Origin of the sequence: Embleya australiensis (genome assembly GCF_051903075.1) — a bacterium.
Lineage (GTDB): Bacteria > Actinomycetota > Actinomycetes > Streptomycetales > Streptomycetaceae > Embleya.
Map to the genome: position 1 here is coordinate 3263171 of NZ_CP182423.1, position 12864 is coordinate 3276034.

The window sequence follows — 12864 nt, forward strand, 5'->3', positions numbered from 1 at the left end:
GTCGATGCCGACCCACGCCACAACCCCCGTGCCGGCGCTCGACCGCCTGGTGCGCAACGTGCGGCACGGACGGTTCGAGCGCACCCTCGCGCTGCTCACCGCGGCGGGCTCCCTCGTGACGGCGGCGGAGATCTATCTCGAACACGATCGCGCGGGCTTCGGCAACCGCGTGATGTGGTGGCCCGTCGTACTCGGCCCGATCGGCGCCCTCGCGGGCGTCGCCGGATTCGCCGACCGGCGCATGGCCAAGACCGCGCTGCCGATCGCCTCGGCGGCGATTGTGGCCAACGGCCTCCAGGGCACCTACCTGCACCTGCGCGGTGTCGCCCAGAAGCCGGGTGGGTGGTCGATGGCCCGCTACAACGTGGAGATGGGACCGCCCGTGTTCGCGCCGCTCCTGGTGACCATGGTCGGCGGGATGGGGCTGCTGGCGGCCATCCTGCGCCGGGAGGACGCCGATGGGCGGTGAGCGCCGCCGACCGGCGGGGGAGGACGCGCGCACCCGGACCGGGTCCCCAGTGGACGCGCCGGGGGAGGACGCGCCGGGGGACGCGCCGGGCGGGCGCAACCGGCGTTTTCCCGGCTACGACGTGCGTGCGCAGGCCGACGCGTGGGACCGGGCCACCGCCGAGGCGGTGCTTGCCCGTACCCGCCCGCGTGACGACGACGCGCCGAGGTTCTTCACCCGCGCCGAGGCGGCCTGCGCGGCGGCACTGCTCGACCACCTGCTCGCCCAGTGGGACGAACCCCGCGTCCCCGTACCGGAGATGATCGACGAGCGGCTGGCCGAGGGCAGCACCGACGGCTGGCGCTACGCGGACATGCCCGAGGACGGGCCGGCCTGGCGGGCCTCGCTCGCCGGGTTGGACGCGGACGCCCGGGACGCGCACGCCGCCGCGTTCGCCGCGCTCGACCACACCCGGCAGGCCCGGCTGATCCGATCCGTGGCCGAGCGAGGTACCGACGACTGGCACGGCATGCCCGGCGGTCGGGTCTGGGGCCTGTGGACGCGCTACGCCTGCACCGCGTTCTACTCGCACCCCCTGGCCTGGAACGAGATCGGCTTCGGCGGCCCCGCCTACCCGCGCGGTTACGCCCGTACCGGGGTGGATCGCCGCGAGCCCTGGGAGGTCGCCGACGCCGACCCCGCCGACCCCGTCGCGCGGGACCGCCCGGCCGCCGAACCCCGCGCCGCCGTGCGTCCGGTGACCCGTCCGCGCCTGCCGGCCGTACGGACCGGCCGCCGCCGGGCCGCCCGCGAGACGTTGCGGGAGAACCTGCGCTCGGACCGCGCGGTACGCGAACGCAACGCCTCCGCATGGTTGTTGCCCAACGACGGCACCCGCTTCGACAGGCGGGCGATCAGCGACATGCGCCGGCACGACCCGGACGACGAGGTCGACCTCGTGATCATCGGCTGCGGAGCGGGCGGCGCGACCCTGGCCCAGCGCATGGCCCGGGCGAACTGGAGCGTGGTGTGCCTGGAGGCCGGACCCTTCTGGGACCCGGACGCCGACTGGATCAGCGACGAGGCCGGCTCGCACCGGCTGTACTGGACCGAGCCGCGCGTGATCGGCGGCGCCGACCCGGTGCCGATGGGCTCCAACAACTCCGGGCGCGGCGTTGGCGGTTCGATGGTGCACTTCGCCGGCTTCGTACCGCGCCTGCACCCCTCGGACTTCGCCACCCACACCCTGGACGGCGTGGGCGCCGACTGGCCGCTGACCTACGCGGACCTGCAACCGCACTACACGCGCATCGAACAAGAACTGCCCGTCGCCGGCCAGTACTGGCCGTGGGGCGACCCGCACCCCTACCCGTACGCGCCCCACCCCGTCGGCGGCAACGGCGAGATCTTCCTGCGCGGCGCGGCGGCCCTGGGCATCGAGGCCCGGGTGGGCCCGGTCGCGATCACCAACGGACGTTTCGGGAACCGTCCGCACTGCATCTACCGGGGCTTTTGCCTCCAGGGCTGCAAGGTCAACGCCAAGGCGTCGCCGCTGATCACCCACGTGCCCGACGCCCTCGCGCACGGTGCCGAGATCCGCGCGGACTGCATGGCCGTCGGGATCGACACCGACGCGCAGGGACGGTACGCCACCGGCGTGCGCTACCGGCACGGCGGACGCGAATACCGCCAGCGCGCCCGACACGTCGCGGTCGCCGGCTACTCGATCGAGACCCCGCGCCTGCTGCTCAACTCGGCGAACCGGCACTTCCTCGACGGGCTGTGCAACCGGCACGACCAGGTCGGCCGCTACCTCATGGTGCAGGGCGCACCGCAGACGGCGGGTCGTTTCCCGCAGGAGATCCGCGCCTACAAGGCCCCGCCGCCCGAGGTCTCCAGCGAGGAGTTCTACGAGAGCGATCCCACCAAACCCTACCGGCGCGGCTTCGCCATCCAGACCGTGTCCCCGCTGCCGATCACCTGGGCCGAGCACGTGGCCGCCCAGGGCCACTGGGGCGAGGACCTGCGCACCTACATGCGCGACTACGTGCACTGGGCCACGCTCGGCGCGCTGTGCGAACTGCTGCCCCGGGCCGAGAACCGGGTCACCCTCGCCCGGGAGAAGGACCGGCACGGGCTGCCCGTCGCCGCGTTCGACTACACCCAATGCGACAACGACCGGCAGCTGATCAAGGCCGCCACCCACGTCATGGAGGACATCCTGCGCGCCGCCGGAGCCCGCGAGACGATCACCATCGACCGCTACGCCCACCTGGTGGGTGGTTGCCGGATGGCCGCCGACGAGGAATCCGGCGTCGTCGACCGCGACCTGCGCAGCTTCGCCGTCGCCAACCTGCTCGTCACCGACGGCAGCGTGCTGCCCACCCAGGGCAGCGCCAACCCCGCGCTGACCATCATGGCGCTGGTCGACCGGGCCGCGCAGCGCCTCGCCGCCGGAGCCCGCGCCGGCCTGCGCGCCCCCGAACGCCCGGCGGAGCGGCGATGACCGGCCCCATCGTGGAGCGGATCACGGTCGAGGTCTACACCGTGCCCACCGACGCCCCCGAGGCCGACGGCACACTCGCCTGGGATGCCACCACCGTGATCCTCGTGCGGGCACACGCCGCGACGACCACCGGCATCGGCTGGACCTACGCGGCACCCGCCACCGGCACGTTCGTGCGCGACGAACTCGCCCGCATCGTCACCGGCCGCCCGGCGTCGGACGTGCCCGCGGCCAACGAGGCCATGCACCGCGCCGTCCGCAACATGGGCCGGCCCGGACTGATCGCCTGCGCCATCTCGGCCGTCGACATCGCCCTGTGGGACCTCAAGGCCCGACTCCTCGACCTGCCCCTGGCCGACCTGCTCGGCCGGGCCCGAACCGAGGTGCCCGTCTACGGAAGCGGGGGCTTCACCACCTACGACGACGGCCGGCAGGACCGGCAACTGCGCACCTGGACCGAGGACTTCGGCATCCCCCGGGTCAAGATCAAGATCGGCGAGTCGTGGGGCACCCGCGAAGCCCGCGACCTCGACCGGGTTGCCCGCGCCCGCGCCTCCATCGGCGACACCGCCCACCTGTACGTCGACGCCAACGGCGCCTACCGCGCCAAACAGGCCGTGCGCGTCGGGCGCGCGCTCGCCGACCACGACGTGCGCTGGTACGAGGAACCGGTCTCCTCCGACGACCTCACCGGACTCGCCGCCGTGCGCGACGCGGTCCTCGCCGACGTCGCCGCCGGCGAATACGGCTACACGCTGCCCTACTTCGCCGCGATGACCACCGCACACGCCGTCGACTGCCTCCAGGCCGACGCCACCCGCTGCGGGGGCATCACCGTCTGGCTGCGCGTGGCGGCGCTCGCCCAGGCCCACGGACTCGACATCTCCGGCCACTGCGCCCCACACGCCCACGCGCACGCCGCCGCGACGGTGCCCAACCTGCGCCACCTGGAATGGTTCCACGACCACGTGCGGATCGAGAACCTGCTCTTCGACGGCACTCTCGACCCCGCCGGCGGCTCCCTCACCCCCGACCCCACCGCCCCCGGCCACGGCCTGACCCCGCGCCCGGACCGGGTCGAGCGACACCGAGTCGGCTGAGACGGGACCGCCATGAGTACACCCCCCGACTTTCCGCCGCACGCCCTGCGCGACTACGCCCTGATCGCCGACGGCGAACGCGGCGCGCTGATCGGCCCGCGCGGCGACATCGTGTGGATGTGCGCGCCGCACTGGGACTCCGACCCGATCCTGGCCCGGCTGATCGGCGGCACCGGCGGCTACGCGATCACTCCCGTCGACCGCTTCGTGTGGGGCGGCCACTACGAGCCCGGCACCCTGATCTGGCGCAGCCGATGGATCACCGACACCGGCATCGTGGAATGCCGGGAGGCCCTGGCCTTCCCCGGCGACCGCCGGCGGGCGGTGCTGCTGCGCCGGATCATCGCCGTGCACGGCCCGGCGCACGTGCGTGTCGTGCTCGAACCCGGCGCCGGCCCCGGCCGGCCGCACCCGGCGCCGCCGTCGACCCGGGACGAGCACGGCGTCTGGCACACGCGGGCCGGCGACCTGCGGCTGCGCTGGACCGGCGCGGCGGCGGCGCGAGCGCACGACGGGCGCCTGGGCTTCGAGGTCACCCTGGCCGCGGGCGCACGCCACGATCTGGTCCTGGAGGTCGGCGACGGGCCGCTGCCCGCACCGGTCGACGCCGACCACGCCTGGCATGAGAGCGAACGTGCCTGGGCCCGCGCCGTCCCCGACCTGGACACCACCATCGCGCCGCGCGACGCCCGGCACGCCTGCGCCGTGCTGCGCGGCCTGACCGCCTCGACCGGCGGCATGGTCGCGGCGGCCACCACCAGCCTGCCCGAACGCGCCGAACGCGAGCGCGACTACGACTACCGCTACGTCTGGATCCGCGACCAGTGCTACGCGGGTCGAGCCGGCGCCGTGTCCGGCGTGTCCGCCCCGCTCGACGATGCCGTACGCTTCGTCGCCGCCCGGCTGCTCGACCACGGCCCGGACCTCAGGCCCGCGTACACCGCCGCCGGCGGCCCGGTGCCCGACCAGCGCAGACTCGACCTGCCCGGCTACCCCGGCGGCCACGACCGGATCGGCAACCGGGTCAACCGACAGTACCAACTCGACGTCTTCGGCGAGGCGTTGCTGCTGTTCGCCGCCGCGGCCGAACTCGACCGCCTCGACGACGACGGCCGGCGGGCGGCCGAAATCGCCGCCGCGACCGTCCTCGACCGCCGGCACCGGCCCGACGCCGGCATCTGGGAACTGGAGCCGCGACCCTGGACGCACAGCCGGCTCATCTGTGCGGCCGGCCTGCGCGCCATGGCCCGACACGCCGGAGGCCGAACCGACTGGATCGAGGCCGCCGACGCCATCACCGCCGACACCGCCCGCAGCCACCTGCACCCGCGCGGCCACTGGCAGCGCTCCCCGCACGATCGCGGCACCGACGCCGCACTGCTGCTGCCGCCACTGCGCGGCGCGCTGCCCGCCGACGACCCGCGCACCCGAGCCACGCTGCACGCCTACCTCGCCGAACTCGCCGACGACCACTACGCCTACCGCTTCCGACACGACGAACGCCCCCTCGCGCAGGCCGAAGGCGCGTTCCTGCTCTGCGGGTTCGTGGTGGCCCTGGCGGAGCACCAGCAGGGCCACGACATCGAGGCGCTGCGCTGGTTCGAACGCAACCGCGCCGCGTGCGGATCGCCCGGTCTGTACTCCGAGGAATACGACATCGAACAGCGACAGATGCGCGGGAACCTGCCCCAGGCGTTCGTGCACGCGATGTTGCTGGAGTGCGCGGCGCGCCTGGCCGCGCCCTGGCCCGACGCAAAGGCGGAACCGGCATGACGTACACGCCCCGCACCGTGGTGATCACCGGCGCCGGCGCCGGCATCGGCCGCGCCACCGCCCGACTGTTCGGCGCCCGCACCGACCGGGTCGCGCTGCTCGCCCGGGGCCGCGCCGGACTGGAGGCGGCCGCGGCCGAAATCCGGGCCGCCGGGGGCAGCGCGCTCGTGATTCCCACCGACGTCGCCGACCACGGCCAAGTCGAGGCCGCCGCCGCCCGGGTCGAGGCCGAACTCGGCCCGATCGACGTGTGGGTCAACGTCGCCTTCGCCTCCGTGTTCGCCCCGTTCACCGAGATCGAGCCCGACGAGTACGAACGGGTCACCCGGGTCAGCTACCTGGGCTACGTCAACGGAACCCGCGCCGCGCTGCGCCGAATGCGCCCGCGCAACAGCGGCACCGTCGTCCAGGTCGGCTCGGCGCTGGGGGAGCGGGCCATCCCCCTGCAATCGGCCTACTGCGGCGCCAAGCACGCCATCAACGGCTTCACCTCCTCGGTGCGTACCGAACTGCTGCACGACCGCAGCCGGGTGCGGATCACCGTGGTGCAGATGCCCGCGGTCAACACACCCCAGTTCTCCTGGGTACGCAACCGCCTGTCCCGCATGCCGCAACCGGTGCCGCCGATCTACCAGCCCGAGGTCGCCGCACGCGCGGTGGTGTACGCCGCCGACCACCCCCGCCGCCGCGAATACCGGGTCGGCGCCTCCACCGTCGCGACCGTGGCGGCCAACCGCGCCTTCCCCGCGCTCCTCGACCGCTACCTGGCCCGCACCGGGTACGCCTCCCAACAAACCGACCACCCGAGCGACGAGGACCGGCCCGACAACCTGGACCGACCGCTGGACGACGCGCCCGGAACCGACCGGGGCGCCCATGGCGACTTCGACGATCGGGCCCACGCCCGCAGCCTCCAACAGTGGTCGGCCCACCACGCGGGCCCGCTGTGCGGCACGGCGGCCCTCGCCCTGGCCGCGGCGGTGATCGTGCGTCGCCGCACCGGCTGACCCGAGGACCCGCGGCCACGGCGCCGGGCCGCATGCTCGTGGACAGGCCGGGTACGGGCCGTGTTGTCCGATTTTCACTCGGTGAGACAGGAGGGGCGCCATGCCCAGGGGATCGAGTCCCAAGCGGGAACGACAGTACGAGCACATCAAGGACAGTGCGAAGAAGCGTGGTGAATCCACCAAGCGCGCCGAGGAGATCGCGGCCCGCACGGTGAACAAGGAACGTGCCCAGGCGGGCGAGTCCAAGACCGCGAGCCGCACGTCGCTGAAAGACATGCCGGCCAGTCGTCGAGGCGGCAAACATTCGCACTCCGGATCCACCGGGCCCACCTACGACCAGCTCTACGCGGACGCCAAACGCCGCAATATCAAAGGCCGTTCCTCGATGAACAAGAAGCAGCTCCAGCAGGCGCTCGGCAACTGAGCGCCGCCCGGCCGCACCTTCGCACCAACGCGAAACCGCCCCCGATCGACGAGTGTCGGCGGGGGCGGTTTCGCGTAGCGGTGGTCGGCTACCGGCAGCCGTTCAGCGGCCGAGGATCGTTTCGATCTGGCCGAGGAAGTCCTTGATGTCGCCCGGGTTGCGTGAGGTGATCATGACGAAGTCGCCCGTGTCGTCGCGGACCACCGACTCGTCGAGCCAGCGGCCGCCGGCGTTGCGGATGTCCGTCGCGACCGAGGGATACGAGGTCAGCGTGCGGTCGCGGACGACGTCGGCCTCGACCAGCAACCACGGGCCGTGGCAGATGGCGGCCACGGGGCGGCCGGACGTGGTGAACGAGCGCACGATCGCGAGCGCCGTGTCGTTCAGCCGCAGCGAGTCGGCGTTGAGCGTGCCGCCGGGTACGAGCAGCAGATCGTAGCCGGCGGGGTCCACGTCGGTGAGGACGAGCGTGGGTTCCACGGCCACGCCCGGGTCCTTGTCACTCACGAGCGTGCGGATCGGCTCCGCCGAGGGCGCCGCGATGGCCACCTCCGCGCCGGACTCGCGCAGTTCCCGAACGGGGACGACCAGTTCGTCCTGCTCGACCCCGTAGTTGGTGACGATCGCCAGGACGCGCCGGTCGGTCAGGTCGTTTTCGGTCATGGTGCCGGGCCTTTCGATTCACGGTTCACGGTGCACGGTCACGGCGCCGATTCGTCGGCCGCGGCCGTGTGGTGCGCTGCCCCGTGTTCACATCTGGTCGGGCAGGCGCACGATCGAGCGGAAGAAGTCGTCGACCCCGCGGACGGTCGCCACGAAGTCGTCCAGGTTCACGGGCTTGGTCACGTACGCGTTGGCGTGCAGGTCGTAGCTGCGCAGGATGTCCTCCTCGGCGGACGAGGAGGCGAGTACCACCACGGGTATCCGCCGCAGGTCGGTATCGGCCTTCAGGTGTTCGAGCACCTCGCGGCCGCCCATCCGGGGCAACTGGAGATCCAGCAGGATCAGGTCCGGCCGGGGCGCGTCCTCGTAGCCCGCGCGTCGGTACAGGAAGTCCAGGGCCGCGACACCGTCGCCCACCACGCGCAGGGAACTGGGGACGCTGTCCGCGAATGCCTCCCGCGTCAGCAGCACGTCCCCGGGATCGTCCTCGACCAGCAGGACCTCGATCGCCACCCCACGCTCGTTCACCCCCGAAGTCTGGCCCGAGACCGGTCCCGTCAAACCGGGTCCCGGCCGGTACCCGACCATCAGCCCCGGCCGTCCTGGCCCGGGTCGGCGGGGCGGGAGCCGAGATTGCCGAAGCCGGGCTGCTCGTGCGGGCCGCGCCGGTGGCCGTCCCGAGGAACCTCGGAGGGTTCCCGCCTGCCGATGTCGTCGCGTGTCGCCGGGCCGCTCGCAACCCCGCCGTGCGGCGGCGGGGGCGGCGGGCGGCGCTTGCGGCGGACACCGGCCACCACCGGGATGATGAGCAGTACGGCGAGCAGGAGCACGGCGGCGATGCCCACCGCGGCAAGGGGCGTCACGTTTGTCATGCCGCACGGCTACCCCGACTTCGTGTCGGCACCGGGTGCGGCGGTGATTTTTTCGTGGCCTGCGCCACGGCGCGGACGGCGGACCCGAATCGACGGGAATTCGCCCCGACCGACGGAAATACCCGCCGGCGCGAATCCGTGCCGTGGTCCACGGGGCTCGTGGGAATACCGATATGTATGGGAAAGGCGGGTGCGCTGGTGCGGATGTTCGGAATCCGAACGCAACGCACCCTCGCCCCGCCTTCCGGAGGCCGCGCCGTCGGGGCGCGTATTTCGGATTACCAGCGATACCAGCGGCCTCGGCTTCCGCCGGTGCCGGTCGAGCGGAACAGGAAGCCCAGCAGCCAGATGACCAGGACGGCTACGGCGACCCACCACAGCACCTTGAGCGCGAATCCGGCGCCGAAGAGGATCAGGGCCAGAAGCAGGACGAGAAGAAGGGGAATCATGGTTTGCACCTCCGCTCCGTGCGTGCCCCGGTCCTCGGTGCCCATTCCTGAGGGCGGCCAGGTTTTACCGACGATTTTCGGCGGGCCTCGGTGAAGCCCGGTGTTCCCCGACGTTCCGCGGCGATCCTCGCGGATTTCCGCGCGGCGGGTCGGCGCGAAGTTCGGGCGGCCGTGTGTTCCCCTGGAAATGTCCCTGTGTCATCGGGCCGGCGGACAGCGTGATACGGCGACGCCCCGGATGGCGCCCCGTGTACTGGGCCTCGTTCCCGCCGGTTCCGTGCCGCTGGGCGTCGCCCGCCCGCTCCCCTTCACGGGGTGTGGGCGGGCCATGAGGTGGAAGGGATCAAAGGGCGGCCCCGCCCCGGGCCGTGCTCGACGTTCACCCACCCAGGGCCCCCGGCGTCCGTCGCATCCTCGTTCGGAGGCCCGTTTCGCGATGACCGATCGCCGCAACAACGCCGAAGCCCGCGCGCACCTGCGTGCCGAGACCGACCGCAACCTCACCCGTCTCGCGACCCTGGAACCCGGCACCCACGCGTACGCCCGACTGCGCAACGACATCGTCGAGGACAACCTCAACCTGGTCGCCTACGCCTGCGCCCGCTACACCCGCCGGACCGACCTGCGCGAGGACCTGCGCCAGGTCGCCGCGATCGGCCTGATCAAGGCGGTCGACGGCTACCGCCCCGGTCGCGGCTCCGGATTCCTCGCCTACGCCGTCCCGACCATCGCGGGCGAACTCAAGCGCTACTTCCGCGACCACACCTGGGCCGTGCACGCGTGCCGCGGTGAGCAGGAGCTGTACCTGAAGCTGGTCCGCGCCCGGGACGAACTCGGCGCCCGCCTGGGCCGCGACTGCGACCACGCCGAACTCGCCCGCCACCTCGACCTGGACCGGGACACCGTGCGCATGGGCCTGGAACTGGGCGCGGCGCTGCGCACCGAATCCCTGGACACCTCGGCCCCCGAGACCGAGCGCGGCGACGGCGGCGGCACCGGGCACGACCGGCACGGTGCCCCCGACCCGGCGCTGGATCTGGTCGTCGACCGCGAATCGTTGCGCCCGCTGATCGCCGAACTCGGCGAACGCGACCGCCGCATCCTCAAGCTGCGCTTTTGGGACGACCTCACCCAGGCCGAGATCGGCGACCGGCTGGGACTGTCCCAGATGCACGTCTCGCGCCTGCTCAGCCGCGCCTTCACCACCCTGCGGGCGGGCATGCTCGGGCCGACGGGCGCGGGCTCGGCGGCGGCGTGCGCCGTCGGGGCGAAGGGCTGAGCGAGCCGCTACGCGCGCCGGCTGTTCGTACGGTCGGCCACGACACGGATGGTGTCCAGCCCGGGGTCCACGGCGTCCGGGACGACCATGCCGGCGTGTACTCCCGAGGTCAGGTAGTCGACGACGGGACGGGTGAGGCGTTCGCCCGGCAGGACGGCGGGGATGCCCGGCGGGTACGGGGTGAGCATTTCGGCGCAGACCCGACCGATCGCCGCGCGGGCGGACACCTGCTCGGTCTCGGCGAAGAACGCGTCCCTGGGCAACTGCTCCTGTTCCAGGCGTAGTTCACGCGGACCGGGGACGTGGATCGGTGCCGGTGCGGAGGCCGACATCGGCGGTGTCGCGGCCAGGGCGCGCAGGGCGTGGGTGAGCGTCGCGGTGGTGCGGTCGTCGTCGGCGTAGGTCAGCTGCGCGCTGATCCGGCGGTGGTCGGATACGTGGAGGTTGATCCGGTGCTGCTCGCGCAGCCAGTCGGCGGCGGCGTAGCCGGTCGGGCCCAGCGCGGAGATGTCGATGATGATCTGCAGCGGATCGAGGTCGTGGGCGCGGTCGGGGCCGAGGAATTCGGCGCGGTTCACATGCAGGCCGTCGATGTCCTCGATGGTCGCGCGCACGTCGTGCGCCCGACCCAGCGCCGCGTCCAGGAGTTCGTGGCCCTTGGCGACCATGTGCGCGCGCCATCCGTCGAGCGCGGCGTGGATCAGGACGTTGGGGCTGGTCGTACCGAGCAGGTCCGCGCGGGCGCGCAGGACGTGCGGATCGACCAGGTCGCCCTGGTGGTGGAAGACCGAACTCTGTTCGAGCCCACCGCCCATCTTGTGCACGCTGGTCACGCAGACGTCGGCGCCGGCGTCCATCGCCCACGTGGGCAGATCGGGATGGAAGGGCAGGTGCGCGCCCCACGCCTCGTCGACGATGAGGGGGCGGCCGTGCCGATGGCACACCTCGGCGATCCCGACCAGGTCGGCGCAGGTGCCGTAGGGCGTCGGGCTGGTCACCAGCGCGCCCCGGGCGTCGGGGTGGGCGGCGAAGGCGGCCTCGTACGCCTCGGCCCGGGGCGGATGCGCGAGGTGCAGTTCGGGGTCCCACGCCGGGTCCACCCAGATCGGGCGCACGCCGGAGAGGATCAGCCCGGAGACCACGGACTTGTGCGCGTCGCGCGAGACCACGAGCTTCTCGTGCGGTCCCGCGACCGCGAGCATCGCGCTCTTGACCGAGAGGGAACTGCCGCAGGTGGAGAAGAAGGTGTGCTCGGCGTGGACCGCCTCGGCCATCAACTCCTGGGCCCGTTCCAGGACCCGACCGGTGGACATGCGGTCGTCCAGTCCGGAGGTCGCGAGCACGTCGGAGCCGAACACGGCCCGCCCCAGGACGGCCATCGTGTGGGCGTCGATGCCTCTGCCCTGCTTGTGGCCCGGTGGGGTGAAGGGTGTGTAGGCCCGTTCGTGATAGGCGGTCAGGGCGTCCAGGACGGGGGTTTCCGACTGATCCATGCACCTCCGAATGCCCGTTCCGCCGCGCCTGACACGCGGCGGGTGGGCGCCGCCCATGGTCGGATCAGCGACGGATGTGCGCGCGCACGAGCTTGCCCGTGGTGTGTTGCTCGACGGTCCAGTGCGTGGTGAGCAGATCGAGCAGGTGGAGGCCGTGGCCGCCGTCGCCGTCCGCGGGACGTCGGAGCACGAGGAGTTCGCGGTGGTGATCCGCCACTTCGACGTCGACGCCGTCCGAGGTGCGGGTCAGCCGCAGGTGGGCCTCGTCGTCGGTGTGGCGCAGGGCGTTGCCCACGAGTTCGGAGACGACCTGGACGACGTCGTCCGCGCGTTCCTCCGGCCAACCCCATGTGCGGAGTCTGCCGCGCACCTCGGCGCGGACCCGCGCCGGCGTGCCGGGAGTGTTCGGCAGGACCCGGAAGCGGATCCGGACCGGGGTGGAAGAGGGTGTGCGGGGAAGGGTGTTCATGTGCGGGACTCCAGCCGATCCTGACGGATCTCGGTGCGTCGCCGGCGGCGAGTGCCGTTGCCGGCGTGCGTACATCTGTCGCGGGGGTGCGGGCCCGAACCACGACAGCCGCAACCGATGTGCACCTCCGTCGTGCACCTCCGGGTCGGACGTGCGGCGACGGCGTCGCGGCACGCTTGTCGACCTGCGTCCGACGTCCTCGGATCCGATGGTTCCACCCACCTCTGCCCGGCCACCCCGACCGCACACCCGGCATCGGGCACCTCACGAGCCACACCCCGCACTCCACCCAACGGGCGGGCCGCGTCGACGAGTTGGTTACCGTGCGGTATCCCGGCCGGGGTGGGGTGGGCTCGCCGTGTCGACGGGACCGGGGACCGG

General features: G+C 72.8%; 13 protein-coding genes. 7 read left to right on the plus strand and 6 right to left on the minus strand.

What is annotated here, in order from left to right:
• The first annotated feature begins 4 nt into the window (after positions 1–4).
• The 6 genes from ACMXN5_RS44545 (at position 5) to ACMXN5_RS44570 (ending at position 7258) form a co-directional block, all read left to right on the plus strand.
• Complete coding sequence (locus ACMXN5_RS44545) at positions 5–469, plus strand: hypothetical protein (protein WP_439680568.1); 465 nt, start codon at positions 5–7, stop codon at positions 467–469.
• Positions 459–2954, plus strand: a complete 2496-nt coding sequence (locus ACMXN5_RS44550; RefSeq protein ID WP_439680569.1) for a GMC oxidoreductase — start codon at positions 459–461, stop codon at positions 2952–2954. Before ACMXN5_RS44545 ends, ACMXN5_RS44550 begins: the two co-directional genes overlap by 11 nt.
• Positions 2951–4054: an enolase C-terminal domain-like protein gene (locus ACMXN5_RS44555; RefSeq protein WP_439680570.1), complete on the plus strand. Its 1104-nt coding sequence runs from the start codon at positions 2951–2953 to the stop codon at positions 4052–4054. Before ACMXN5_RS44550 ends, ACMXN5_RS44555 begins: the two co-directional genes overlap by 4 nt.
• 12 nt (positions 4055–4066) lie before the next feature.
• Positions 4067–5827, plus strand: a complete 1761-nt coding sequence (locus ACMXN5_RS44560; protein WP_439680571.1) for a glycoside hydrolase family 15 protein — start codon at positions 4067–4069, stop codon at positions 5825–5827.
• Entirely contained in the window at positions 5824–6834 is a 1011-nt protein-coding gene (locus tag ACMXN5_RS44565; protein ID WP_439680572.1) for an SDR family oxidoreductase, read from the plus strand. The genes ACMXN5_RS44560 and ACMXN5_RS44565 overlap by 4 nt, the downstream gene beginning before the upstream one ends.
• Positions 6835–6934: 100 nt before the next feature.
• Positions 6935–7258, plus strand: a complete 324-nt coding sequence (locus ACMXN5_RS44570; RefSeq protein WP_380002326.1) for a plasmid stabilization protein — start codon at positions 6935–6937, stop codon at positions 7256–7258.
• Between the two features lie 102 nt (positions 7259–7360).
• Here ACMXN5_RS44570 and ACMXN5_RS44575 read toward each other — a convergent pair whose 3' ends face one another.
• The 4 genes from ACMXN5_RS44575 to ACMXN5_RS44590 form a co-directional block, all read right to left on the minus strand.
• The gene (locus tag ACMXN5_RS44575; protein WP_439680573.1) at positions 7361–7921 is read right to left on the minus strand and encodes a type 1 glutamine amidotransferase domain-containing protein; all 561 of its coding nucleotides are present in this window, start codon (positions 7919–7921) and stop codon (positions 7361–7363) included.
• Between the two features lie 87 nt (positions 7922–8008).
• A complete protein-coding gene (locus tag ACMXN5_RS44580) occupies positions 8009–8449 on the minus strand; it encodes a response regulator (RefSeq protein WP_439680574.1) in 441 nt (146 codons plus the stop codon).
• Positions 8450–8508: 59 nt separating this feature from the next.
• Positions 8509–8793: a DUF6479 family protein gene (locus ACMXN5_RS44585; protein WP_439680575.1), complete on the minus strand. Its 285-nt coding sequence runs from the start codon at positions 8791–8793 to the stop codon at positions 8509–8511.
• Positions 8794–9071: 278 nt separating this feature from the next.
• Complete coding sequence (locus tag ACMXN5_RS44590) at positions 9072–9242, minus strand: hydrophobic protein (RefSeq protein ID WP_380002322.1); 171 nt, start codon at positions 9240–9242, stop codon at positions 9072–9074.
• 436 nt (positions 9243–9678) lie between these two features.
• On the opposite strand from ACMXN5_RS44590, the gene ACMXN5_RS44595 reads away from it, so the two are divergent.
• Positions 9679–10521 (plus strand): sigma-70 family RNA polymerase sigma factor, encoded by an 843-nt coding sequence (locus ACMXN5_RS44595; protein WP_439680576.1) that lies wholly within the window; start codon positions 9679–9681, stop codon positions 10519–10521.
• An 8-nt stretch (positions 10522–10529) separates the two neighbouring features.
• Here ACMXN5_RS44595 and ACMXN5_RS44600 read toward each other — a convergent pair whose 3' ends face one another.
• Entirely contained in the window at positions 10530–12014 is a 1485-nt protein-coding gene (locus ACMXN5_RS44600) for an aminotransferase class I/II-fold pyridoxal phosphate-dependent enzyme (protein WP_439680577.1), read from the minus strand.
• A gap of 64 nt (positions 12015–12078) precedes the next feature.
• Entirely contained in the window at positions 12079–12483 is a 405-nt protein-coding gene (locus tag ACMXN5_RS44605; protein ID WP_439680578.1) for an ATP-binding protein, read from the minus strand.
• Between the last annotated feature and the right edge of the window lie 381 nt (positions 12484–12864).